Below are 24,814 nucleotides of genomic sequence, written 5' to 3' on the forward strand. Positions count from 1 at the left end.
CACCCCGACCCTCTCCCCGCAAGCGGGGAGAGGGGGAAGGACATCATCCTTTTCAGCTTGAACCGCGGCCCGATCCCGGGAAAATACCTCTCAAACAAGGCCGGCGATTGATCCTGGTCATGGCGGGACGGCTGTCCTGTCGTCAGGTCAAGGCTAGGCAAATAAGGGAAACGGGAGCGCGGGACATGAACATCCAGGGCAAGAGCAGCTATCACGAGGTCCATGCACGCTCGCTGGCTGATCCCCAGGGCTTCTGGGCCGAGGCGGCCAGGGAAATCGACTGGATCGAGCCGCCCAAGACGATCTTCGACGCGTCGCAAGGAACCTACGGCCGCTGGTTCACCGGCGGCGTGGTCAACACCTGCTATAACGCGCTCGACCGCCATGTCGAACGCGGCCGCGCCGACCAGGTCGCGCTGATCCATGATTCGCCGCTGACGAACTCGATCACCAAGCTCACCTATGCCGAGCTGCTGAACGAGGTGCAGGCGCTCGGCGCCGTCATGCAGGATTTCGGCGTCGCCAAGGGCGATCGCGTCATCCTTTACATGCCGATGGTGCCGGAGGCGGTGGTCGCGATGCTCGCCTGCGCGCGCATCGGCGCGGTGCATTCGGTCGTGTTCGGCGGCTTTGCCGCGAAGGAGCTTGCCACCCGCATCGACGATGCACAGCCGAAGCTGATCCTGTCGGCGAGCTGCGGCATCGAGCCCGGCCGCATCGTGCAGTACAAGCCGCTGCTCGACGAGGCGATCAGGCTTGCCGGCAGCAAGCCGAAGGCCTGCATCGTGCTGCAACGTCCGCAGCTCACCTGTGACCTGGCGCCGGGCCGCGATTACGATTGGGCGAGCCTGCGCCGCAAGGCGATGAACGACGGCAAGAAGGCGCCTTGCGTGCCGGTCGCCGCCACCGATCCGCTCTACATCCTCTACACCTCGGGCACCACGGGCATTCCCAAGGGCGTGGTGCGCGACAATGGCGGCCATCTGGTCGCGGTGAAATGGTCGATGTTCAACCTCTATGGCGTCAAGCCGGGCGAGGTCTGGTGGTGCGGCTCCGACATCGGCTGGGTGGTTGGCCACAGCTACATCGTCTACGGCCCGCTGCTGCACGGCGCGACGTCGATCATGTATGAGGGCAAGCCGGTCGGCACGCCCGATGCCGGCGCATTCTGGCGCGTCATCTCCGAGCACAAGGCGGTGGCGCTGTTCACCGCGCCGACCGCGTTCCGCGCGATTCGGAAAGAGGATCCGGAAGGAAAGTTCATCCGGCAATACGACCTGTCGACATTCCGCACGCTGTTCCTCGCCGGCGAGCGCGCCGATCCGCCCACGGTGGAATGGGCGGAGCAGCAGCTGAAGGTGCCTGTGATCGACCATTGGTGGCAGACCGAGACCGGCTGGTGCATCGCCGGTAATCCGGTCGGCCTCGGCATGCTGCCGGTGAAGCACGGCTCGCCGACGGTGCCGATGCCGGGCTACCAGGTCGACGTGGTCGATGAAGCGGCCAAGCCTGTCGGTCCCAACACCATGGGCTCGATCGTCATCAAGCTGCCGATGCCGCCGGGCTGCCTGCCGACGCTGTGGAAGCAGGACGAGCGCTTCAAGGAGGCTTACCTCAGCGAATTCCCCGGCTATTACAAAACCTCGGACGCCGGCTACAAGGATGAGGACGGTTATGTCTGGGTGATGGGCCGTACCGACGACATCATCAACGTCGCCGGGCATCGCCTGTCCACCGGCGGCATGGAGGAAATCCTGGCCTCGCATCCCGACGTCGCCGAATGCGCCGTGCTCGGCGTCAAGGACGCGATCAAGGGCGAGGTGCCCTGCGGCTTCCTGGTGCTCAAGGCCGGCGTGAAGCGCGCACCCGCCGAGATCGAGAAGGAAATCATTGCGCTGGTGCGCGACAAGCTCGGCCCCGTCGCCGCCTTCAAGCTCGCCATCACCGTCGGCCGCCTGCCCAAGACGCGCTCCGGCAAGATTTTGCGCGGCACCATCAAGAAGATTGCCGACGGCGAGTCCTGGACCATGCCCGCGACGATCGAGGACCCCAAGGTGCTGGACGAGATCGGGGCGGCACTGAAGGGGCGGGTGTGAGGTTTCGAACCGTCGTTCCGGTTCGATGCGAAGCATCGAACTATGGTGCGCGATTGCGCACCTGGGAATCTCGAGATTCCGGGTTCGGTCCTGCGGACCGCCCCGGAATGACGGTGTTGCCGACTTACAATCTCCTCATTCCGGGCTAAACAGGGCCCGCCAACAGGGGACCTCGTATGCCACTCGCCACCGCGCCGCGCCTGCTTGCAGCCTTAGCTCTCGCCATTGCGCTCTCCGCCTGCTCGGCGCGCTACCAGACGCCCGTGGCTGTGGGCGGCGACGATGACGACGCGGTGTGCCAAAGCCGCGGTTATACGGCGGGCTCGCCGGAATATGTGGCCTGCCGCAAGGACCGTGACGTCCAGCGCAGCGCCGCCACCGCCCGCGCCGACCGCCGCCAGCGCGATCTCGGCGAGTACATGCTGAACCATCCCGAGCGGCCGTGATATCGGGCGCGGTATAATCCTGCCTGGCCACTTGCTCGCATTCGCGGTCCTCGTGACACATCTGCAACGCCGCGGCACAAATCGTGCCGCGTTTCGCCGGATTTGATCGGCGTCAAATCCTTCACCATCCCCTTTCTGCTCTGACGCTGGTGTCGCGCAACGATGCGCGAGAGACGGCTGAAGGGGATTGAAATGCAGAGAACGACAAGACACTTGGCGCGGATCGCGATGGTCGGTGCGATGCTCGCGGGGACTTTTGCCTCGGCGCAGGCCGCGGACCTGCCGGTCTACAAGAAGGCGCCGCCGCCCGTGGAGGCGTTCAATCCCTGGATGGTGCGCCTGCGCGTGCTCGGTGTGTTGCCCGATGCCGGCGGCTCGACCGTCAACGTCGCGGGCGTGCCGTCGCTGTCGTCGCCGAATTCCGGCCTCTCGATCAGCGACCAGGTCGTGCCCGAGCTCGACATCAGCTATTTCTTCACCAGGAACATCGCGGCCGAGCTGATCCTCGGTGTGACCAGGCATTCGATCAGCGGCACCGGCTCGCTCGCGAATTTGCCGATCGGCAAGACCACGCTGCTGCCGCCGACGCTGACGCTGCAATATCACTTCGACAATTTCGGCGCGTTCAAGCCGTATATCGGTGCGGGCGTGAACTACACCGTGTTCTTCAACAATTCCGCCGCCAATGCGCCGGCCGCCATCGTCGGCCCGCCCGCGATCGTCGCCACCACCACGAGCCTGCACGTCAGCAATGCGTGGGGCGGCGCCGTGCAGTTCGGCTTCGACTACATGCTCGACCGGCATTGGGGTCTCAACGTCGACGTCAAGAAGCTCTGGCTGCGGCCGGACTACAGCGCGACCGTCAGCGGCCTGCCTGTCACCGGCAACGCGCATATCGACCCGTGGCTGGTCGGCGGCGGCGTCACCTACAAGTTCTGATGACGTCTTCGCGGCGCCGGGCGGGGGGCCCGGCGCCGCGTCGATCTGCTCGACCAATCCTGTATCCTGTCAGTCCGAATGCACGGTGCGGGGATGCCGATCGTGCAGGAGCTTCGCGAGCGGGTCGCGATCCTCGGGGTGCCCTTGTACGGCGATCTCGAACAGCGATTCCTGAATGTCCCGGGGCATCTCACCCCAGACCGACAGCGCCGCGTGACCGAGCATCAAGGCAAAGCGTTCTTCGTTGACTTGCATCTCTGATCCTCCGCGCGGGAACAATGCGACATCATACGCATCGTTCCAGATTGCGGCCACGTGCGCCTCGCCGGCTGGCTGCCGAGATCATGCAGCCTCTCGCCCTGGCCTCCGCGAATCTGCCAGGCAGGCATCGACACTCGCCCGCGCGCCCAAATAAAAACGCGGCGGGGGGCCGCCGCGTTCAAATCCAGCTTGATGGTAAATCGGAGGAGGGGGAATTACTCCTCCTCGTCCTGCTTCTTGCCGCCGAGGGTCTTCAGCTTGGCGAACACGGCGTCCACGTTGAGGTCGTCGCTCGATCGCTCGGCCGGCTCGAACTCGTCCTTCTTGGTGGTCTCCGAGGCCGGCAGCAGGGTCGCGCCGCCATAGGCCGCGTCGATCGGCTTTTCCTTGGCCGCGCGGGCCACCTCGAAATCGAGCTCGATCTGCGAGCAGAGGCCGAGGGTGACCGGATCGATCGGGGTCAGCGAGGACGTGTTCCAGTGGGTGCGGTCGCGCACGCTGGCGATCGTGCTCTTGGTAGTGCCGACCAGGCGCATGATCTGGGCGTCCTTGAGCTCCGCATGGTTGCGTAGCAGCCAGAGGATGGCGCTCGGGCGCTCGTGGCGGCGCGAGACCGGGGTGTAGCGTGGGCCCTTGCGCTTGGGCTGCGGCGGCAGCACGACCTTGCTCTCCTGGAGGCGGAGCCGGTAATCCGGGTTCTTCTCGCCCTTCTCGATCTCCTCGCGGGTGAGCTGGCCGTTGGAGAGGGGATCCATGCCCTTGATGCCCTGGGCGGCGTCGCCGTCGGCGATCGCGCGCACCTCGAGGGGATGCATCTTGGTGAAATCGGCGACCTGGTCGAAGGTCAGCGCGGTGTTGTCGAGCAGCCAGACGGCGGTCGCCTTGGGCATCAGAGGTGCGTTGCTCATGGCAAATCTCCTTTGTGCTTCGCCCACCCCTTTGGAGGCGAAGCCGGTGGTCATCAGCGATGACTGGGAATTCGCGCTATATAAGCCCGGAGGGGCTAGCCACGCAATGGTTCTGCTATAGATAGTGCCTTGACAGCGCCCGAAAGGGGGCCCAATTCCCTCTGAAGTCGCTGTAAGCCCGTACCCTAAGCCCTATTCATCCATCGACCGCTTCCCGCCCCATTCGGCGAGGTGATTCGGTCCCGAGATCGCTCAATGTCAGCCAAACCAGACCTGAAGATCGTGCTTTGTTCTCCCCGCGGCTTCTGCGCCGGGGTGGTCCGGGCGATCGACACCGTGGAACGGGCGCTCGATAAATACGGCGCCCCCGTCTATGTTCGCCATGAGATTGTGCACAATAAATACGTCGTCGACGGGTTGAAGAAGAAGGGCGCCATCTTCGTCGAGGAGCTGGCCGAAATCCCGGAAAGTACCACCGCGCCGGTCGTATTCTCGGCCCATGGCGTGCCGAAATCGGTTCCCGCCGACGCCCAGTCCCGTAATTTGTTCTCGCTCGACGCGACCTGCCCGCTGGTGACCAAGGTCCACCGCGAGGCGGCGATCCACTTCAAGCGCGGCCGCGAGATCTTCCTGATCGGCCATTCCCATCACCCCGAGGTGGTCGGCACGCTCGGCCAGCTCCCCGTCGGCGCCGTCACCCTGATCGAGACCGCCGAGGACGCCAAGACCATCACCCCGAAGGACCCCAACAACCTCGCCTTCGTGACCCAGACCACGCTGTCGATCGACGACACCGCAGAGATCGTCGCGCTGCTCAAGGAGCGTTTCCCGAACATCAACGGGCCGCACAAGGAAGACATCTGCTACGCCACCACCAACCGCCAGCTCGCGGTGAAGAAGGTGGCGCCGGTGGTGGACGCCCTGATCGTGGTCGGCGCGCCGAATTCGTCGAACTCACAGCGCCTGCGCGAGGTCGCCGAGCGTGAGGGCTGCCCGATCGCGGTACTGGCGCAACGCGCCGCCGATCTCGACTGGAAGCGGTTCGAAAACATCACCAGCCTCGGCATCACCGCGGGCGCCTCGGCGCCGGAAGTGATCGTCGAGGAGATCATGGACGCGTTCGCCGAGCGCTTCACGCTGCATGTGGAGACGGTCTCGGCCGCGGAAGAGAACGAGTTCTTCCCGCTGCCGCGCCAGGTGCGCCCCGAAGCCGCCGCCGAGTAGACCTCTATGGCGGTCTACACCGACGTCGCCGCCGACGAGCTTGCGGATTTCCTGAGCCAATACGATCTCGGCGAATTGCTCTCCTACAAGGGCATCGCCGAGGGCGTCGAGAACTCCAACTTCCTGCTGCACACCACCAAGGGATCGTTCATCCTCACGCTCTACGAGAAGCGCGTGGCGAAGAACGATCTGCCGTTCTTCCTCGCGCTGATGACGCATCTCGCCGAGCACGGCGTCAATTGTCCGCTGCCGGTGAAGGGAAGAGACGGCGAGGCGCTGCGCGAGCTGTCGGGCCGCCCCGCCGCGATCATCACCTTTCTCGAAGGCGTCTGGCCGCGCAAGCCGAACGCGGCCCATTGCGCCGGCGTCGGCGAGGGCCTGGCCAGGATGCATCTGGCCGGCGCCAATTTCGCGATCAGGCGCGCGAACGCGCTCTCGGTCGCGGGCTGGCGACCGTTGTTCGATGCGGCCGCAAGCCGCGCCGACGAGGTGCAGCCGGGCCTGCGCGCGTTTCTCGCAGCCGAGCTCGACTATCTCGCGAGCGGGGTCTGGCCGACCAATCTGCCCGAGGGCGTGATCCATGCCGACCTCTTCAACGACAACGTCTTCTTCCTCGGCGACAAGCTCTCGGGGATCATCGACTTCACCTTCGCCTGCAATGACATGCTGGCCTACGATGTCGCGATCTGCCTCAACGCGTGGTGCTTCGAGCCGGATCACTCCTTCAACGTCACCAAGGCGCGCGCTTTCCTCAACGCCTATGGCCGCGTGCGCAAGCTCTCGGAGGCGGAAGAGGCCGCGCTGCCGCTGCTGGCGCGTGGCGCGGCGATCCGTTTCCTGCTGACGCGGCTGGTCGACTGGCTCAACGTGCCGCCTGGTGCGCTGGTGAGGCCGAAGGATCCGCTGGAATATGTCCGCAAGCTGCGCTTCCACCAGAGCGTTTCGAGCGTGCGCGACTACGGGCTGATGCCGTCAGGACTGGTCGCGTGAGCGAGCTTCCCGTCGTCACGATCTATACCGACGGCGCGTGCTCGGGAAATCCCGGGCCCGGCGGCTGGGGCGCGATCCTGAAGTTCGGCGACAAGGAGAAGGAGCTGAACGGCGGCGAGCGTCACACCACCAACAACCAGATGGAGTTGATGGCGGCGATCTCGGCGCTCGAAGCGCTGAAGAAGCCGTGCACCGTCGATCTCTACACCGACAGCCAGTATGTCCGGCAGGGCATCACGGGCTGGATCCACGGCTGGAAGCGCAACGGCTGGCGCACCGCCGACAAGAAGCCGGTCAAGAATGTCGAGCTATGGCAGCGTCTCGACGCCGCGCTGAAGGCGCATCAGGTCCGCTGGCACTGGGTCAAGGGCCACGCCGGCCATCCCGAGAACGAGCGCGCGGACCAGCTGGCGCGGGACGGGATCGTGAAGGCGAGGTTGCAGCAGAGGGTGGCGGAGTAGCAGTTTGTTCCGTCATTCCGGGGCGGTGCAAAGCACCGAACCCAGGTGCGCAATTGCGCACCCGAGAATCTCGAGATTCCGGGTTCGCCTCTGCGAGGCGCCCCGGAATGACATCTATCTCAGAGCTGCCCGAGCAGCGTATCGCCGCCTGACACCTCGACCTTGCCGGGCATCGCCTCGAGGTTCAGCTTCTTCACCACGCCGTCCTCGACCAGCATCGAATAGCGCTTGGAGCGGATGCCGAGGCCGTTGGCGGAGGCGTCGAGCTCCATGCCGATCGCCTTGGTGAAGTCGGCATTGCCGTCGGCGAGGAAGACGGCCTCGTCGCGCTGGTCGGTGTCGCGCTTCCAGGCGTTCATGACGAAGGCGTCGTTGACGGATATGATGGCGATGGTGTCGACGCCCTTGTCCTTGATGGCGTAGGCGTTGAGGAAGATGCTCGGCAGATGCATCTTGTGGCAGGTGCCGGTGTAGGCGCCGGGCACCGCGAACAGCGCCACCTTCTTGCCCTTGAAGATATCGTCGGTGGTCTTCACCTGCGGGCCTTCCGCCGTCATCACGCGGAATTTCGCCTCGGGCAGCTTGTCGCCAGTCTGGATCGCCATCGTCAGTCTCCCTGAAAATCGATCCCGCTTTTTAGACTGTGCGGCGGGCCTGCACAATATTGCCGGCAGGGAAAGCGGCGAAGGTTGCCGCCCTTCACCTTGATGTCATCAGCCGGAAAAGCCGCCATTGTCGAGGAAGGCCTGTTCTTCCTCGGTGGTCGGGCGTCCGAGGACGCGGTTGCGGTGGGGGAAGCGGCCGAACCGGCGGATAATGTCGGCGTGCTCCCGCGCGTATTTCAGGTTCTCGGCATTGTCGGCGTCCTGAAACAGCGCAATGCAGTGCAGCTGGTCGGGCAGGTGCTCGGAATGCATGAAGGGCATGTAGAGGAATTCGAGCAGGGCAGGATCGATCCGGCGATCCGCGCCCCGATCGATGGCGCGGCGGGCAATTTCGCGCGCCAGCGCATCGCTGGAGAACGTCCTGGGATCGCCGCGAAACATGTTGCGGGGGAACTGATCGAGCACGATGACGAGCGCGAGTGCGCCGTCGTCGCTTGCCTCCCATGACGCGAGCTCGCCGGCGGCCGCCTGCTGCCAGAGGGCGAGAAAGCGGCGCCTGACCTCCGCGTCGAAAGCCTCGCTGCGCTTGTACCAGCGCTCGCGGCCGGCCTCGCGCCAGAAGGCGAGAATGCCGGCCGGCTTGATGTCGCCGACCTCAGTCATGACTCAAAGGCAGCCTTACGCCGCCTCCGCCTTCTTCTCGTCGCGGAGCTGCCGGCGCAGGATCTTGCCGACGTTGGTCTTCGGCAGGTCGGTGCGGAATTCGATGTGCTTGGGCACCTTGTAGCCGGTGAGCTGCTCGTGACAGAACTTGATCACGGCTTCGGCGGTGAGGTTTTGGTCCTTCTTCACCACGAAGGCCTTCACCGCTTCGCCCGATTTGGAATCGGGGATGCCGATCACGGCGCATTCGAGCACGCCCGGATGGCTCGCGATCACTTCCTCGATCTCGTTCGGGTAGACGTTGAAGCCGGAGACCAGGATCATGTCCTTCTTGCGGTCCACGATCTTGGTGTAGCCCTTCTCGTCCATCACGCCGATGTCGCCGGTGCGGAAATAGCCGTCCGCGGTCATCACCTTGGCGGTCTCTTCCGGCCTGTTCCAGTAACCCGACATCACCTGCGGGCCCTTGGCGCAGATCTCGCCCGCCTGGCCGAGCGGCACTTCATTGCCGTCGTCGTCGCGGATGGAAATATAGGTCGAGGGCACGGGGATGCCGATCGAGCCGGAGAAATCGTTCGTGGTTGCCGGATTGCAGGTCAGCGTCGGCGAGGTTTCCGACAGGCCATAGCCTTCGGCGATGAAGCAGCCGGTCACCGCCTTCCACTGCTCGGCGACGGGGCGCTGCACGGCCATGCCGCCGCCGTTGGAGATCTTCAGCTTGGAGAAGTCGAGCTTCTTGAAGTCCGGATGGTGCATCAGGCCGTTATACAGTGTGTTGACGGCCGGGAAGCTGTTGACCTGGTACTTCGCCAGCTCCTTGACGAAGCCCGCGATGTCGCGCGGGTTGGGGATCAGGAGATTGCAGCCGCCGGCGCGCACCGCGAGCAGGTAGCAGGCCGTCAGCGCGAAGATGTGATAGAGCGGCAGCGCGCAGACGATCATCAACTGGTCGACATGCGGAGGCGCGGCGAGCGCCGGCTGGAGCCAGGCATCGTTCTGCAAGACGTTGGCGACGATGTTGCGGTGGAGCAGGGTCGCGCCCTTGGAGACGCCGGTGGTGCCGCCGGTATATTGCAGGAAGGCGACGTCGCCCGGCGACAGTTTCGGCTTGTTGAATGTCAAGCCGCGGCCGGCCGACAGCGCGTCGTTGAAGGACACCGCGCCCGGCAGCGACCAGGCCGGTACCATTTTCTTGACGCGGCGGACGACGAGGTTGACGATCACGCCCTTGAAGCCGAGCAGATCGCCCATGCTGGCGACGATGACGTGCTTTACCGATGTCTTCGCGATCACCTGCTCGACGGTGTGGGCAAAGTTCTCCAGCACGATGATGGCTTCGGCGCCGGAATCCTTGAGCTGATGCTCGAGCTCGCGCGGCGTGTAGAGCGGATTAACGTTGACCACCGCAAAGCCGGCCCGCAGCACCGCGGCGGTGGCGATCGGGTATTGCAGCACGTTCGGCATCATGATGGCGACGCGAGCACCGCGCTGGAGCCCGCGGCCTTGCAGATAGGCGGCCAGCGCAACCGACATCTGGTCGAGGTCGCGGTAGCTGATCGACTTGTCCATGCAGATGAACGCCTTGCGGTCGGCGAACTTGGCGAAGCTCTCCTCCAGAAGGTCGACCAGCGATGCGTATTGCGTCGGCTCGATATCGGCGGGCACGCCGGGCGGATATTGCTTAAGCCAGATGCGCTCCATGGAAACTCCCCTCTCCTACATCAGAGCCCGTTGTATCTCGGGCTTGCCTCATTACCGCCAGTATCGAGCCTGCCGGAACGGGTGGCAAGCCGTCGAGGCTTAGGGCAAAGGCCGGAGAGTGGCTACTGGAATCGTCGCAAAACCGCGCTGCCGCAGGTGCGAAGCGCCGGCTTCGGTTTAATTCGCAGGGGCGTTAACTGTTGTTGGCCGGCTTGGCGGGAGGCTTGGTCGCGGCCTTGGGCTTGGCGGGTTTTGCCGGCTGATCGCTATTTGCGGCGGGTTTCGCCGCATCGGGCTTCGCCGCGGCATGCTTGGTCCCCGCGGGTTTGGCCGCGGTCTTGGTGTCAGCCTTTGCGTCACTCTTCACATCACCCTTGGCGCCTGGCTTCGCTGCCGCCGTCTTGGTGTCCTTCGGCTTATCTGCCGGCTTGTCGGCTGCATCGGGTTTCTTGGCGACACGCGACTTCTTGCCACGCGCCTTCGGCGTGGCCTGCTGGTCGGCATCGGCTGCGACCGCGGCGATCAGGGCAGTGCCGGTGCGGGTCGGGCCGGTATAGACCAGCACGGGCTCGGCTGCCGCCGGCGCCGAGGCCATCAGCTCGGAGGCCTTCATCAGGGGCGGCTGAAGCCCGGCGGTGAAGAAGGTCACCTGGGCTTCGCCGCCGGTGGCGGAGGCCGATCCGGTCGTGCCGCCATTGGCCGCGATCAGGGCATCGTCGTCGTCGCTCGCCGGCCGCTTGCGATGGCCGCCGCACATGTCGTCGCGCAGGTTCGGCGGCGAGGCGTCGACCGGTACGAGGTTTTCGACGGTGCCGAGCGAGGGACGCAGCCACGACAGATTGTCCTGGCTGAAGCCGCGCTCCAGGAGCTGCGCCGCCTTCACCGCGCGCGCTGTTCCGGAATTGGCGCCGAGCACAACGGCGATCAGCCGGCGGCCGTTGCGTGTGGCCGAGGCGACGAGGTTGTAACCGGAAGCGCAGATGAAGCCGGTCTTGAAACCGTCGGCGCCGGGATAGCGGCCGATCAGCTTGTTGAAATTTCCCGTGACGCGCTTGCCGAAACGGATCGCCGGAATGTGCACGAAGTATTCGTATTCCGGCAGGTCGCGCAGGAACGAGCGTGCGAGAATGCCGAGATCCCGCGCAGACGTGATCTGACCATCGGCGGGCAGGCCGTTCGGATTGACGTAGCTCGTCTGCGTCATGCCGAGCTTCTTGGCGGTATCGTTCATCATGACGGAGAAGCCGTCGATCGATCCGCCGACGCCTTCGGCGAGTACCACGGCCATGTCGTTCGCCGACTTGACCATCATCATCTTCAGCGCGTTGTCGACGGTGAGCTGTGTTCCGGGGCGGAACCCCATTTTCGACGGCGACTGCGAGGCCGCGGTCGGCGACACCGTGAGCAGCGTGTCGAGCGTGAGCCTGCCGTCCTTCACCGCCTTCAACGTGACATAGGCGGTCATGATCTTGGTGACGGATGCCGGGTACCAGGGAATGGTCGCGTTATCCGCCTGCAACACCTTGCCGCTGTCGGCTTCGATCAGCAGCAGCGCTTCGGCGCTCGCCGCGCGCGGCGCGAGCAGCGCGGCGCATGCGAGGGCCGCGGCGAACAGGTTGAACAGGGATTTGCGAAGCAGCGGGCGAAAGGCGTGCACTATCCGATTCCGGTCCTTGGAGATCCGCCGGTTCCGGACGGTTCTCGTGATCTGAGTTTCGGGTTTTGAATTCCGGCGCCGCCGCTTGCGGCGTCGCAAACCTATACCGGCTCCTGCGTCGAGAATAGGGGTTTCGGCGCGGTATTCCGCAATGAAATAGGCCGAATTTCGGCGGTCCTACGGGGACTTGCTAGGGGGATTTGGCCGCAGTCGCGATAGTCTCGGCCGCCGTCACGCTGGCCCGTGTGTTGGCTCGTGACTGTTCCTGCACCATGAACTGGGCCCTGGCGAGCTCGGCAAAATGGCCGCCTTTGGCCACGAGTTCATCGAAAGTTCCGCTTTCGGTCACGCGCCCGTTCTCGAATACCAGGATCCGCGTGGCGTTGCGGATGGTGGCGAGGCGGTGGGCGATCACGAAGGTGGTGCGGCCCCTCATCACTTCGTCGAGAGCGGCGTTCACCTTGACCTCGGTAACGGCGTCGAGCGCACTGGTCGCCTCGTCCAGGATCAGGATCGGCGGGTCCTTCAGCAGCGCACGCGCGATCGACAGCCGCTGCCGCTCGCCGCCGGAGAGCATGCGGCCGCGCTCGCCGGCATTGGTCTCGAACCCGCCGCTGCGCTCGATGAATTCGAGCGCCTGTGCGCGCTCGGCCGCCTTGCGCATCTCGGCTTCGGTCGCATCCGGCTTGCCGACGCGCAAATTCTCCGCGATCGAGCGGTTGAACAAGAGCGCTTCCTGGAATACGACGCCGATGTTCCGCCGCAGCGAGGTCAGTGTAACGCCGCGCACGTCCATGCCGTCGATCCTGATGAAGCCGGATTGCGGATCGAAGGCGCGATGCAACAGCGCAATCGCGGTGGATTTGCCGGCGCCGGTCGGGCCGACCAGCGCGACGGTCTGCCCGGGCAGCGCGGTGAAGGAGAGGTCCTCGACCGCCGGCCGCTTGCCGTCATAGGAGAAGGTGACGTCGTTGAACTCGACGAGGCCGGACAGGCGTCCGGCATCGATCGCGTCGGGACGGTCGTGGACCGCCGGCACGGCATCGAGCACGTTGAAGAATTCGCGCAGGCGCGGCGCTTCCATGAACACGTTGTTGATGAAGCTCACGACCTGCTCGAGCTTCTGGATCAGCAGCGTCGCAAAGCTCACGAACATCACGATCTCGCCGACCGAGGTCAGCCCCTGGTCGTGCAGGGCGATGCCGAGCGTGAAGATCGCGAGCACCGTGATGGTGGTGGAGGCGCGCGTGATGACGGTGACGAGCGCCCACCAGGACAACACCGGCATCTGGGCTTCGAGCAATTGATTGGCGACCGAGCGCAGCCCCTGCACCTCGGATTCGACGCGCACGAAGCTCTGCACCAGCGCGACGTTGCCGAGCGCGTCGGAGGCCCGCGCGGAGAGCTCGCTGTAGTGCTCCTCGACCGCCATCTGCATGCCGAAGGTCCGGCGCACGACGAAAGTCGTCAGCGCCGTGAAGACGATGCAGAGCACGAACAGCAGGATCGCGAGACGCCAGTTCAGATAGAGCGACAGCGGCAGCAGCACCACGACCGAGAGGATTGCGGCAAAGTGCTCGCGGAAGAAGCCGAGCCACAGCCGCCACAACGCGTCGGTGCCGTTGAGCATCACCTTCATCAGCCGGCCCGAATGGGTGCCGGAGTGGAAGGTCAGCGGCAGTTGCAGAATGTGCTCGAAATAGTCGGTCAGCACCGCCTGGCGCTGGCGGTGGGACAGCCGGTCGGCTTGCAGCGCAACGAGCGCGCTGCATGCGATGGTGAACAGCCCGAACGCGACCCAGGCAGCCAGGAAGGGCCATGCCGAGCTCGAACCGGCGACTGACTTGCCCGAGAGCACGTCGACGATGCGGCCGAACAGGACGGGCTCGGCGAATTGCGAGGCGGCGAGCAGGAGATTGGCAAACGCCAGCAGCCAGCCCAGCCGCGCCTCCTTGCCGAGCAGCTCGAGAACGCGGGTGTAAAGGCTGAAAATGGACATGCGGACCGGCAACTCGGGCGGATAACGGGGCCCGTATTCTAAGCAGGGATCGCTCGCGAGATACAGCGGAAGCTAGCGGTTTTGCTCAATTGATCAGCCGCCCTGCGACCGGCGGCAGGAACCGGTCGTCGAAGATGTCGCCCGCGGCCGGCCGCTTGCGGAATTTGAAGTCCTGGGCGATCTGGTCGATCGAGCGGTCCAGCCGCGCCGGGTCGATGCCGCCGAGGCCGTTGCGCTTGACCTCGTCGGTCAGGATGTTGTCGACGAGCACGGTGCGCAGGCGCTCCAGTTCGAGGTCGCGGTCGCCGTCGTCGATACGGCTCGCGGCCTCGTCCGCCGCACGGGCGGGCTCTTTGACGGTCGCGTTGATACCCGCGATCAAGGCGCGGACAAATCCCTTAAGCGCGTCCGGCTTCGCCGCGGCGAAAGCGGGGTTGGCCACCACGGCAAAGCCATAGGCTTCGCAGCCATAGTCGGCGTAGCGCAGCACCACGAGATCGTCGCCGGGCACGCCGCGGTCGCGCAGGTTCACCGCCGAGAGATAGCTGAAGCCGGCGACGGCATCGACTTGCCCCGCGGACAGGATCGGCTCGCGCACCGCCGCGCTCATCTTGTGGAATTTGATGCGCGACACGTTGATGCCGTTCTGCTGCACCAGTGCCGGCCACAGCCGCATCGACAGATCGCTGTCGGCGACTCCGACGGTCTTGCCGTCGAGATCGGGCAACAGGTGGATGCCGCGGCTCCTGCGCGCGACGATCGCGTAGGGCGCGCGGTTGAACAGCACGAACACCGCCTTGAGCGGCGCCGCCTCGTCCTTGTCGCGAAAGCGGATCAGCTCGTTGATGTCGACGAGCGCGAGCTCGCTGTCGCCCTTGGCGACGCGCGCGAGCGTCTCCGGCGACCCGGGCGCGGTGTTGAAGGAGACGTTGAGGCGCTCGGCGCCGAATTTGCCGTCCTTCGCGGCAAGGAAGAACGGCGCCATGCTCGCATCGATCGGGCGGTCGAAGGTGAAGTGGATCGCGACGGAGGGCACGGCGGTCTCGGCCGCGGTGACGTCGCGTGCGGTCAGTGTCGCAAGCGAGATCGAGAGCGCCAGCAGGCAACGAGAAATGATCGTCTTGAATTCTGACATCAGTTGCGCCGGTCCCGCATTGTTGTGGTTTCGTGACGCTCGCAGCGCCGGCCGGCGACGAGCCTGCGCGCGCCAATATGAACGGCGGATGAGCGGTGGTTGCGTCACGATTACGCAACCCCGTTCAGCTTGTGTTGGGGTTCGGGAACCCAGCATGGGACGTGGGTGTTTGAAAGACATGAGCCTGTCTGCGCAGGCACCATTCGAGGTCCCAAGGAGGGTCCAGGACATGTTCGACCGATTTTCGAGACTGGCCGGCCGCAAGGCCGTTCTCGCCACCGCTGCGGTGCTGGCGCTGACTGCGGTCGCTCCGACCGCCTCATACGCCGGCGGCCGTCACTGGCGTGGTGGTGGTGGCGCAGCGGCTGCCGCAGCCTTTGCCGGCATCGTCGGCACCGGCCTTGCCATCGCCGCGACCCGCAATGCCTATGCCTACGACAACGGGCCCTATTATGGCGGTTATGGCGGTCCGGCCTATTACAGCGGCCCTGCCTATTACGGCGACGGCCCCTATTACGGTCCGGGCCCGAACTACCAGTATCAGCGCTACGGCGGCACCGCCCCCTCCGAGCTCTGCGGCCAAGGCTATTACACCAACTGCTACTAGCCTTGACGACGAGCCTTGAAGACCAGCCCTGGCGACCAGACCTTGGCTACCAAGGGTTGACCAAAACAGGCCGTCGCACTTGCCGCGTCGGCCTGTTTTTTGCTTTAATTGCCGGGCGTTAACGCGTTCGCCATTGGTTTAGAGTAGTTTTGAGTACCATGAGTGATTCGCTTGAGCGGCTATATCTGGCTGTGCTCGCGGCCAGAGACCTTGATCCGGCAACATCGCGCACCGCCCGGCTGTTTCAGCGTGGCCCCTCCAAAATGGCGAAGAAACTGGCCGAAGAGGCCATTGAGGTCGTCATCGATGCCGTCAATGGCGACACCGATGCCGTGGTCCGGGAAAGCGCCGACCTGCTCTACAACCTCACCGTGCTCTGGGCCTCGGCCGGCGTGCGCCCCGAGGACGTCTGGCGCGAGATGACGCGGCGGGAAGACATGCTCGGCATCGCCGAGAAGCTGCCGAAGTCGGCGATGAAGCTGCCCAAAGTTGCGTCACCGCGCGTTGCCGCGAGGCGGCCAATTGTCGCGCTCGAGGGCCGTACGGCGCGCAAGCGCCACTAGAACCGTCATAATTCGCCTCAATCTCGGCATGGACAAATCCGTCCCATGGTGCTTCATCGCGGCGCCATGCTGAAACGTATCTACGACTGGTGCATCGACGCCGCCCACAAGCCCTACGCGCTCTGGATCATGGGAGCCGTGGCTTTCGCCGAAAGCTCCTTCTTTCCGGTTCCGCCGGATGTGATGCTGATCCCGATGTCGCTGGCGCGCCCGCAGCGCGCCTGGGTCTACGCGGCGGTCTGCACCGCGACCTCGGTGCTCGGCGGCCTGCTGGGCTACGCCATCGGTGCGCTGCTGTTCGACTCGGTCGGCCACTGGCTGATCCAGGTCTATGGCCTCGGCGACAAGGTCGATGCCTTCCGCGCCTCCTATGCGGAGTGGGGTGCGGTGATCATCCTGCTCAAGGGGTTGACGCCGATCCCCTACAAGCTCGTCACCATCACCTCGGGCTTTGCCGGCTACAACATCGGCCTGTTCGTCCTGTGCTCGATCGTCGCGCGCGGCGGACGCTTCTTCATCGCCGCGATCCTGCTCAACCGCTATGGCGACTGGATCCGGGTTCGGATCGAGAAGCATCTCGGTCTGTGGGTCGCGCTCGGTGCCGCCGTGCTGGTGCTCGGCTTCGTGGTGGCGGTCAAGCTGATCTAGAGAATGATCCGGACCCGAAGGGCCGCGTCAGCGCAAAGCGTGAAGCGGTTTTGCGGATAGATCATGCTCGACGGATAACGCATCCGCAGCGCTTTGCCGCTGCGCCGGCTTCGGCTACGGTTGCCGTCATGATGGTTCGATCCGGCAATCCGGCCGTGCGGCTTGGGACGCTGACGTCAGCAGTGCTGCTGCTCCTGCTGGGTGCGGGCGGGACTGGATGGCCGCAATCCGCGCCGCCGGCGCTCGGCTTGCAGGAGCAGGGGCCGCAGGCTGCGCCGCCGCCATCGGCGCCTGCCCCGCCGGCGGGCGGGGAAAATCCTGGGCTGATCAACGAAATGGGCAAGCTGTTCGACAAGCTGCCCTCGATCCTGCCGCCGATCAAAAGTCCGAGCGAGACCATGAATGACCTGTCGCGGCTGGCCACGCCCTCGACCATGGTCTCGGGGCGCGTGGCCTGTCCGGTCTCGTCGAACGGCGCGCCGGATTGCAAGCAGGCCGCCGACCAGCTCTGCCAGGGCAAGGGCTACAAGCAAGGCAAGAGCCTCAACGCCGACTCCGCCGAGAAATGCTCGGCCAAGGTTCTCATCCCGGGCAGGCAACGCAAACCGGACGACTGCCGCACCGATACTTTCGTGACCAGCGCGCTGTGCCAGAACTGACGTGACGACGCCGCGCGCGAGCAACCAGGAGCGCCCATGAGCCGTACGGAGCAGGATTTCCTCGGACAGCGTGAGATCGCCGACGATATTTACTACGGCGTCCAGACCATCCGCGGGAAGGAGAACTTCCACATCACCGGCATTCCGATGAACCAGGAGCCTTACTTCGTGAAGGCGCTGGGTTACGTGAAGAAGGCCGCGGCGATGGCCAATCGCGATCTCGGCGTGATCGACACCAAGGTGGCCGATGCGATCATCCTCGGCTGCGACCGCGTGATTGCCGGCGACATGATGGATCAATTCGTCACCGACTTCATCCAGGGCGGCGCCGGCACCTCGACCAACATGAACGCCAACGAGGTGATCGCCAACCTCGCGCTGGAATCGCTGGGCTTCAAGAAGGGCGACTATCAGCACGTCAGCCCGAACGATCATGTGAACTACGGCCAGTCGACCAACGACACCTATCCGACCGCCTTCCGCCTCGCGCTGATCCTGCGGCTCGAGAGCTACATGACGGCGCTGCGCCAGCTCCAGGAGGCGTTCTTCGCCAAGGGCCGTGAGTTCGACCGCGTGCTGAAGATGGGCCGTACGCATCTTCAGGACGCCGTGCCGATGTCGCTCGGCGCCGAATTCCGCGGCTGGGGTACCACCATGGGCGAGGAGGTCGATCGTATCTCCGAGGCACGGGCGCTGCTGCGCGAGATCAATCTCGGCGCGACCGCGATCGGCACCTCCGTCACCGCGGCGCACGGCTATCCCAAGCTCGCCGTCCGGCATCTGAGCGCGCTGACCGGCATCGACTTCATTCTCGCCGGCGACCTCGTCGAAGCGACCTCGGACACCGGTGCCTATGTGCAGCTCTCCGGCGTGCTCAAGCGCACGGCGAGCAAGCTGACAAAAATCTGCAACGACATCCGGTTGCTGGCTTCGGGCCCGCGCGCCGGCTTCAACGAGATCAACCTGCCGCAGCTCCAGCCGGGCTCCTCGATCATGCCGGGGAAGGTCAATCCCGTGATCCCCGAGGTCGTCAACCAGACCAGCTTCCTTGTCATCGGCCTCGACACCACGGTGACGCTTGCCGCGTCCGCCGGCCAGCTCCAACTCAATGTGATGGAACCGGTGATCTCGTTCGCGCTGTTCTTCTCGATCCGCACCATGGAGCGCGCGGTCAACAGCCTGCGCGAGAACTGCGTCGTCGGCATCACCGCCAACGCGGAGCACACCCGCAACATGGTGCTGAACTCGCTCGGTATCGTCACGGTGCTGAAGCCGCTGCTCGGCTACAAGCAATGCGCCGAGATCGCGCGCGAAGGTTACAAGAGCGGCAAGTCGCTGCACCAGATCGTGGTGGTCGAGCGCAAGCTGCTGACGCAGGAGAAGTGGGACGAGATGTTCTCGTTCGAGCGGCTGATCAATCCGGACCTGATTGCGTGATGTCTCATGGTCATTCCGGGGCGCGCGAAGCGCGAACCCGGAATCCATTTCGCCCACGCGTGCGGAGGTCAGACGGATACGGGCTCGCGCCTTTCGGCGCGCCCCGGAATGACGGAAGAGGAATTCCGCGGCTTGGAATTGCGGTAACGGCATCTTCCGCGGCGGCAAAACGCAATACTTGACAGTGGAAAGATTGCCTTGTTGGTATGGCTCCCAACTTCGATTTGACCGCCAATAGAGGATCGTTTCGCGATGTCCATGCCTGCCTTGTTCAAAGGGCGCCTGTCGATCCCCGTGATCGGCTCGCCGCTCTTCATCATCTCGGTGCCCGATCTCGTGATCGCGCAGTGCAAGGCGGGTGTCGTCGGCTCGTTTCCGGCGCTGAACGCGCGGCCGCCCGAGCTGCTCGACGAATGGCTGGCGCGGATCACCGAAGAGCTCGCGGCCTATGATCGCGCGCATCCCGACAGGCCGTCGGCGCCGTTCGCGGTCAACCAGATCGTGCACAAGTCGAACAACCGGCTCGATCACGACATGCAGCTCTGCGCCAAGTACAAGGTGCCGATGATCATCTCCTCGCTCGGTGCGCGCGAGGAACTGAACCAGGCCGTGCACGGCTGGGGCGGCATCGTCTTCCACGACGTGATCAACCAGAAATTCGCGCACAAGGCGATCGAGAAGGGCGCCGACGGCCTGATCCTGGTCGCGGCCGGCGCCGGCGGCCACGCCGGCGTGATCTCGCCGCTTGCCTTCGTGGCGGAAACGCGAAAGTGGTTCGACGGCCCGATCGCGCTGTCGGGCGCAATCGGCAACGGCAAGGCGATCCGCGCGGCGCGCATCCTCGGTGCCGACTTCGCCTATATCGGCTCGGCCTTCATCGCGACCAAGGAAGCCAATGCGGTCGAGCGCTACAAGGAGATGATCGCGGGCTCGACGGCGGACGACATCGTCTATTCCAACCTCTTCACCGGCGTGCACGGCAATTATCTGAAGCCCTCGATCCTCGCCGCCGGCATGGATCCGGAGAACCTGCCGACGTCCGATCCGTCCAAGATGAATTTCGGCACCGATGCCTCGGGCGAGCGCGCCAAGCCGAAGGCCTGGAAGGAGATCTGGGGCTCGGGCCAGGGCATCGGCAGCGTCGACCAGGTTCTGCCTGCCGCCGAGCTGATCGCGCGCTTCAAGAAGGAGTACGACGAGGCGATCGATCCGCCGTTGTGAACGGCGGCTATTGCGTATTGCAGCGCGCGTATCTTTCCTCCGTCGTGCTGGACAAGCGCAGCGGAGCGGAGCGCAGATCCAGGACCCATTACCCCAGGGAGTAGTTTGGCGAAGACTCGGAGTTGAGAGTTGCGCGCCACAACTTCTCCCTGGGGTAATGGGTCCTGGCTTTCGCCAGGACGACACTGTCATTGGAACTCCGAGCGTCTCAGCCAACAGAGATCTGCACCATGCCCCCGATCTACCGTGTCGACGGCAACAGTGTCGTCACCAGCCCTGACGCTGCGGGTCCGTGGGACCGGCGCATGCAGCATGGCTCGGCGCCGGCATCGCTGGTGACGTGGGCGGCCGAGCGTATTCCGACGCCTGTTACGATGGACATCGCGCGCGTCACCATCGATCTGATGCGCCCGGTGCCGGTGGCGCCGCTCACGATCAAGACCGAGGTCTTGCGCGAGGGCCGCAAGATCCAGCTCTGCGAAATCAAGCTGCTCGCCGACGGCGTGCAGGTCGTGGGCGCCACAGTGCTGAAGATCAGGCGTCAGGCGCAGGCGCTGCCGGATGACGTCAAGGAAGTCCCGCTCACGCTGCCGTCACCGGAGGATTCGCTGGTCGAGGACGGTCATGCCGCCACCAGCCCGTTCGTGCGCTCGGTCTCGATGCGCGCCGCGCGCGGCCGCTTCGGCCAGGCCGGTGCGGGCGCGATCTGGTTTCGCGTCGACCATCCCCTGATCGAGGGCGAAGCGATCTCGCAGGCCATGCGCGCCGTGGTCGCCGCCGACTTTTCCAACGGCACCGCCTCGACGCTCGACTTCCGCGCCTGGACCTACATCAACGCGGACCTCACCGTGAGCCTTGCGCGCCAACCGGTCGGCGAGTGGATCCTGCTCGACGGCGACTCCTGGATCGGCCCTGATGGCGCAGGACTCGCCATGTCGCGGCTGGCGGATCGGCAGGGCTATTTCGGTCGCGCGGTGCAGAGTTTGGTGATCGAGAAGCGGTGAGCGTGACGGCAAGCGCCGTGATCGCTCCTTGAGCCGAAGGAACGGCAGACTTCCGCCGCCGCGGAAGGGATGCCCTGGTCGCGAGCCTCTTCTCTTGTCCGGAGGTCTCTGTTCGACGCCAGCGTCCTGCCTGTTCAACTGCCGTAGACGATCTTGATCTCCCACAGCAGGACAACAATAGCCGTGATCAACGTGATCGCGGCCAACGCACTTTCCAAGGAAGCGACTCTCATTTGATACTCCGCTTCCCAGCCCCATCAGCGGTCTAGTTGATTCGTTGATTCGCCCGCAATCGCGCGGACGGCGTGCCTGAAAAGTCCCTTCCGCGCTGTTGTTCGCCGGTCACAGCGACACCGTAAAATCCCGGGGGCGGGCGCGGGGGCCTGCACGGTGCCGCCTGCCACAAGTTGCAGATCGAGACGACTACCCCACCATCCGGTCCCGCCCGCTCCAGAATCCCGCGCGCAGCACCTTCTTGTCGACCTTGCCGACGCCGGTCATCGGCAATTGCTTGACGAACTGGATCTGCTTTGGCGCATGCGCCGAACCTTTCCGCGTCTTCACGAAATTGATCAGCTCGTCCGGATCGGGCTTTGCGCCTTCGCGCGGCACCACGATGGCGGTGACGGCTTCGCCCCATTTCTCGTCGGGGATGCCGACGACCGCGACCATCGCGACATCGGCGTGCTGCGACAGCACGTCCTCGACCTCGCGCGGAAAGATGTTGAAGCCGCCGGAGACGATCATGTCCTTCTTGCGGTCGAGGATGAACATATAGCCGCGCTCGTCCTTGCGCGCGATGTCGCCGGTGTGGACCCAGCCGTTGTTCAGCGTCTCGGCGGTGATGTCAGGCCGCTTCCAGTATTCCGCCATGACATGCGGCGCGCGCACGCAGATCTCGCCGGCCTCGCCCGTCTTCACCTCCTGGTCGTTGTCGTCGAGGATCCTGACCTCGCAGGCCGCGATCGGGAAGCCGCAGGACAGGAACAGTTCGGGCGTCCGGGGATCATGGTCCTTCTTGCGCAGCACCGAGATCGGATAGCATTCGGTCTGGCCGTAGAGCTGCGAGAACACCGGCCCGATCCGTTCGATGCCCTCGATCAGCCGGCTCGGCGACATCGCGGACGCGCCGTAGAGCACGAGCTCGAGCGAGGAGAGGTCGGTCCTGCTCAGCGCGGGATGGTCGAGCAGCACATAAATCATGGTCGGCACGAACAGCGTGAAGTTGATGCGCTCGCGCGCGATCGTCGCCAGCACGGCCTCGGGATCGAAACCCTTCAGCATGTGCACGGTGCCGCCGCGCATCAGGGTCGGCAGCACTTTGGTGCCGGCGACATGGCTGATCGGGGCGACCGTGAGATAGCGCGCACCTTCCGGGATTTCGAAGTCGGCGAGGATCGCGGCGGCGGCTCCGGCATTTTCGCGGTGGTAGCGCAGCGCGCCCTTGGATTTGCCGGTCGTGCCGCCGGTGTAGTTCAACGTGGAGAGATCGTCAGGGCCGGCGAAGCAATGCGCGCTGGCATGGCCTTCGATCTCGATCGCCTGCAGCAGGTCGACGCCATAGTCGGCCGGCCCCGTGGTGAAGACCGCCTTGAGCCGGCTCGCACTCGCGGCAAGCTCGCCGCCGCGATCGCGGAACGCGGCCGCATCGACCACCAGCACCTCGGCCTCGGAATCCTCGAGTTGGAACAGCTGGTCTCCCCGCGATCCCAGTGGATGCAGCCAGGTGACGCAAAATCTCGACAATTGCGCTGCGACACCCGCGCACCAGGTGTCGGCGCGGTTCGCAGTGAGGAAGGCGACGCGTGCGCCGGGCTGCAATCCAAGCCGCATGAACACGCCCTGGATGCGCCCGATCAGGTCGATGGTGCCCTGATAACTCAGCGATCCGCCGGGCCAGGCGAACGCGGTGCGGCCGGGATAGCGCGCCAGCGCCCGCAGCGCCTGTGCGCAAGTCGGGGACGATGCGTGGAGCGGATCGGACATATGTTTCCTCGCTGCTTTGTCATCGGCTTCTGGCGTGCCAATGTTTGCCGTAACGCTAGCACAGGGAATGCGGGATGGAACGACACAGCCCGCGCGAGGGAGGCATGCGTGACGTCTGATCGGCTGCAACGTTTCCGCGATCGCCTGGCACTGCCGCTGATCGCCGCGCCGATGTTTCTGGTGTCGGGTGTCGAGCTCATGGTCGCGGCCTGCCGCAACGGCGTGATCGGCAGCTTTCCCAGCGCGAATTGCCGTAGCGCGGAACAGCTCGACGAATGGCTCCGCGAGATCGAAACGGGCCTGCGCCGGCATGAAGATCAAGCCGGCCGCAAGGCGGCGCCGCTCTGCCCAAACCTGATCGTGCACCGCTCCAATGCGCGGCTGGAGCAGGATCTCGCGGTGCTGCTGCGGCACAGGCCGGAGATCGTCATCACCTCGGTCGGCTCGCCGTCGCAGGTAGCGAAGCCGCTGCATGACGCCGGTGCGCTGGTGCTGGCGGATGTCGCCTCGATCCGCCACGCCGAACGTGCGGCGGAAGCAGGTGCCGATGGACTCGTGCTGCTCACGGCGGGCGCGGGCGGGCAGACCGGCTGGCTCAATCCGTTCGCCTTCGTCCGCGCGGTGCGCGCATTCTACGATGGCATCATCGTGCTCGCGGGCGGCATCAGCGATGGCCGCGCGCTGCATGCCGCGGAAGTGCTCGGCTGCGATCTCGGCTACATGGGCACGAAGTTTATCGCGACGCGCGAGAGCATGGCGGATGATCGTTACAAACGGATGCTGGTCGAGAGCAGCGCCGACGACATCCTGCTGACCACCGCGTTCACGGGGCTTCAGACCAGCATGCTGAAGCCGTCGATCGTCGCTGCGGGGCTTGATCCCGACGACCTGCCGGCGCGCGGGGCGATCGACATCGCCAAGGACATCGACGTCAACGCGCGCGAGAACCGGCCAAAGCGCTGGCGCGATATCTGGAGCGGCGGGCACTCGACGTCCGGCGTGACCGATGTGCTCGCGGTTGACGATCTCGTCGCGTCGACGCTCGCGGAATATCGCGCGGCGGGTGGGCGGTAGGCTCCTCTCCCTCTCCCGTATGAACGGGGCGAGGGAGACCAGGCGCCGTCGCATCGATCACAGTTAATCCTGCATGGCTCGATTCCCCCCTCACTTAACGGCAGATTAACCATCGCCCGCCCAGAATCCCCCTCAAGGCCGCCAATCAGGACCGAAAGGGACAGGCGATGGATTTCGATTTTCTCAACTCCAAGACGGCGGCTTCGCTGGACGAAATCCGCGTCCGCGTGGCCCATGCGCTGGCCCGCCATCCGCTGTGCCGCAATGTGCGCTTCGATATCGTCAGCGTCCCGCGCACCCGCCGAGGGGGCAACTGGACGGTGACGCTGCAATCGGTCGAGCCGCGCGCGGTCTGGGAGGCCTCCGAAATCGTCGCGGACATCCAGGATGCCTACGATCTGGCCTCAGCTGCTTGATTTTACTCGGCCTTTTAGTCGTGTCGCCATAGGCGTGGCGATTGTCGCCGCAAAGGCACACTCAAGCCTTAATTCGTTCCTTTTTCCCGGGCACCGTTGACAACATCGTGAACC

At 64.9% G+C, this 24,814-nt stretch carries 24 protein-coding genes; 15 read left to right on the top strand and 9 right to left on the bottom strand.

Features of this window, described 5'->3' with window-relative positions; all coding sequences use genetic code 11:
• The first annotated feature begins 185 nt into the window (after positions 1-185).
• The 3 genes from ACE10W_RS03305 to ACE10W_RS03315 all read left to right on the top strand — a co-directional run bounded on the left by ACE10W_RS03305 (position 186) and on the right by ACE10W_RS03315 (position 3,481).
• A complete protein-coding gene (locus ACE10W_RS03305) occupies positions 186-2,096 on the top strand; it encodes a propionyl-CoA synthetase (RefSeq protein ID WP_304550787.1) in 1,911 nt (636 codons plus the stop codon).
• A 176-nt stretch (positions 2,097-2,272) separates the two neighbouring features.
• Complete coding sequence (locus ACE10W_RS03310; RefSeq protein ID WP_304550788.1) at positions 2,273-2,542, top strand: hypothetical protein; 270 nt, start codon at positions 2,273-2,275, stop codon at positions 2,540-2,542.
• A gap of 192 nt (positions 2,543-2,734) precedes the next feature.
• Complete coding sequence (locus tag ACE10W_RS03315) at positions 2,735-3,481, top strand: OmpW family protein (RefSeq protein WP_028173596.1); 747 nt, start codon at positions 2,735-2,737, stop codon at positions 3,479-3,481.
• A gap of 69 nt (positions 3,482-3,550) precedes the next feature.
• Here the strand turns inward: ACE10W_RS03315 and ACE10W_RS03320 are convergent, their stop codons facing one another.
• Together ACE10W_RS03320 and ACE10W_RS03325 are read right to left on the bottom strand one after the other, a co-directional pair.
• On the bottom strand, positions 3,551-3,736 hold the full coding sequence (locus tag ACE10W_RS03320; protein WP_027546983.1) for a hypothetical protein: 186 nt from the start codon (positions 3,734-3,736) through the stop codon (positions 3,551-3,553).
• 221 nt (positions 3,737-3,957) lie between these two features.
• Entirely contained in the window at positions 3,958-4,650 is a 693-nt protein-coding gene (locus tag ACE10W_RS03325; protein WP_028173595.1) for a DUF1013 domain-containing protein, read from the bottom strand.
• 255 nt (positions 4,651-4,905) lie between these two features.
• On the opposite strand from ACE10W_RS03325, the gene ispH reads away from it, so the two are divergent.
• From ispH to rnhA, 3 genes are read left to right on the top strand one after another with little or no spacing between them, the layout of a single operon-like run.
• On the top strand, positions 4,906-5,874 hold the full coding sequence (gene ispH / locus ACE10W_RS03330) for a 4-hydroxy-3-methylbut-2-enyl diphosphate reductase (RefSeq protein ID WP_011084132.1): 969 nt from the start codon (positions 4,906-4,908) through the stop codon (positions 5,872-5,874).
• Positions 5,875-5,880: 6 nt separating this feature from the next.
• The gene (locus tag ACE10W_RS03335; RefSeq protein ID WP_011084133.1) at positions 5,881-6,864 is read left to right on the top strand and encodes a homoserine kinase; all 984 of its coding nucleotides are present in this window, start codon (positions 5,881-5,883) and stop codon (positions 6,862-6,864) included.
• Complete coding sequence (gene rnhA, locus ACE10W_RS03340; RefSeq protein WP_011084134.1) at positions 6,861-7,325, top strand: ribonuclease HI; 465 nt, start codon at positions 6,861-6,863, stop codon at positions 7,323-7,325. The genes ACE10W_RS03335 and rnhA overlap by 4 nt, the downstream gene beginning before the upstream one ends.
• Positions 7,326-7,444: 119 nt before the next feature.
• Here the strand turns inward: rnhA and ACE10W_RS03345 are convergent, their stop codons facing one another.
• The 6 genes from ACE10W_RS03345 to ACE10W_RS03370 all read right to left on the bottom strand — a co-directional run bounded on the left by ACE10W_RS03345 (position 7,445) and on the right by ACE10W_RS03370 (position 15,085).
• Entirely contained in the window at positions 7,445-7,930 is a 486-nt protein-coding gene (locus tag ACE10W_RS03345) for a peroxiredoxin (protein WP_011084135.1), read from the bottom strand.
• A gap of 108 nt (positions 7,931-8,038) precedes the next feature.
• Positions 8,039-8,593 (bottom strand): DUF924 family protein, encoded by a 555-nt coding sequence (locus ACE10W_RS03350; protein WP_011084136.1) that lies wholly within the window; start codon positions 8,591-8,593, stop codon positions 8,039-8,041.
• Between the two features lie 15 nt (positions 8,594-8,608).
• Complete coding sequence (locus tag ACE10W_RS03355; RefSeq protein ID WP_304550789.1) at positions 8,609-10,294, bottom strand: long-chain fatty acid--CoA ligase; 1,686 nt, start codon at positions 10,292-10,294, stop codon at positions 8,609-8,611.
• 193 nt (positions 10,295-10,487) lie between these two features.
• Positions 10,488-11,951, bottom strand: a complete 1,464-nt coding sequence (locus ACE10W_RS03360; RefSeq protein WP_304550790.1) for a D-alanyl-D-alanine carboxypeptidase family protein — start codon at positions 11,949-11,951, stop codon at positions 10,488-10,490.
• Positions 11,952-12,141: 190 nt separating this feature from the next.
• Entirely contained in the window at positions 12,142-13,950 is a 1,809-nt protein-coding gene (locus ACE10W_RS03365; protein WP_011084139.1) for a glucan ABC transporter ATP-binding protein/ permease, read from the bottom strand.
• Positions 13,951-14,035: 85 nt separating this feature from the next.
• Positions 14,036-15,085, bottom strand: a complete 1,050-nt coding sequence (locus ACE10W_RS03370) for an ABC transporter substrate-binding protein (RefSeq protein WP_028173591.1) — start codon at positions 15,083-15,085, stop codon at positions 14,036-14,038.
• 229 nt (positions 15,086-15,314) lie between these two features.
• Between ACE10W_RS03370 and ACE10W_RS03375 the strand changes: the two genes are divergently transcribed.
• From ACE10W_RS03375 to ACE10W_RS03405, 7 genes are all read left to right on the top strand, one after another.
• Entirely contained in the window at positions 15,315-15,692 is a 378-nt protein-coding gene (locus tag ACE10W_RS03375) for a hypothetical protein (protein WP_028173590.1), read from the top strand.
• Positions 15,693-15,850: 158 nt separating this feature from the next.
• Positions 15,851-16,255 carry a phosphoribosyl-ATP diphosphatase gene (gene hisE, locus ACE10W_RS03380; RefSeq protein WP_011084141.1) on the top strand — a complete coding sequence of 135 codons (405 nt, stop codon included), beginning with the start codon at positions 15,851-15,853 and terminating at the stop codon, positions 16,253-16,255.
• 45 nt (positions 16,256-16,300) lie between these two features.
• A complete protein-coding gene (locus ACE10W_RS03385; RefSeq protein WP_161533195.1) occupies positions 16,301-16,903 on the top strand; it encodes a YqaA family protein in 603 nt (200 codons plus the stop codon).
• A 128-nt stretch (positions 16,904-17,031) separates the two neighbouring features.
• Positions 17,032-17,562, top strand: a complete 531-nt coding sequence (locus ACE10W_RS03390) for a hypothetical protein (protein WP_028173589.1) — start codon at positions 17,032-17,034, stop codon at positions 17,560-17,562.
• Between the two features lie 36 nt (positions 17,563-17,598).
• Complete coding sequence (locus tag ACE10W_RS03395) at positions 17,599-18,999, top strand: aspartate ammonia-lyase (RefSeq protein ID WP_271554512.1); 1,401 nt, start codon at positions 17,599-17,601, stop codon at positions 18,997-18,999.
• A 252-nt stretch (positions 19,000-19,251) separates the two neighbouring features.
• Positions 19,252-20,220: a nitronate monooxygenase family protein gene (locus ACE10W_RS03400; RefSeq protein WP_304550791.1), complete on the top strand. Its 969-nt coding sequence runs from the start codon at positions 19,252-19,254 to the stop codon at positions 20,218-20,220.
• A 230-nt stretch (positions 20,221-20,450) separates the two neighbouring features.
• Positions 20,451-21,224 (top strand): thioesterase family protein, encoded by a 774-nt coding sequence (locus tag ACE10W_RS03405; protein WP_304550792.1) that lies wholly within the window; start codon positions 20,451-20,453, stop codon positions 21,222-21,224.
• A 423-nt stretch (positions 21,225-21,647) separates the two neighbouring features.
• Here ACE10W_RS03405 and ACE10W_RS03410 read toward each other — a convergent pair whose 3' ends face one another.
• Complete coding sequence (locus ACE10W_RS03410; protein WP_304550793.1) at positions 21,648-23,210, bottom strand: AMP-binding protein; 1,563 nt, start codon at positions 23,208-23,210, stop codon at positions 21,648-21,650.
• 108 nt (positions 23,211-23,318) lie between these two features.
• Here ACE10W_RS03410 and ACE10W_RS03415 point away from each other — a divergent pair, with 108 nt between their 5' ends.
• Positions 23,319-24,284: a nitronate monooxygenase family protein gene (locus ACE10W_RS03415; protein WP_304550794.1), complete on the top strand. Its 966-nt coding sequence runs from the start codon at positions 23,319-23,321 to the stop codon at positions 24,282-24,284.
• 167 nt (positions 24,285-24,451) lie between these two features.
• Entirely contained in the window at positions 24,452-24,700 is a 249-nt protein-coding gene (locus tag ACE10W_RS03420) for a hypothetical protein (RefSeq protein ID WP_028173584.1), read from the top strand.
• Positions 24,701-24,814: the final 114 nt, after the last annotated feature.

Source organism: Bradyrhizobium sp. B025 (assembly GCF_042257955.1).
In the GTDB taxonomy this organism is placed as follows: Bacteria; Pseudomonadota; Alphaproteobacteria; order Rhizobiales; family Xanthobacteraceae; genus Bradyrhizobium; species Bradyrhizobium diazoefficiens.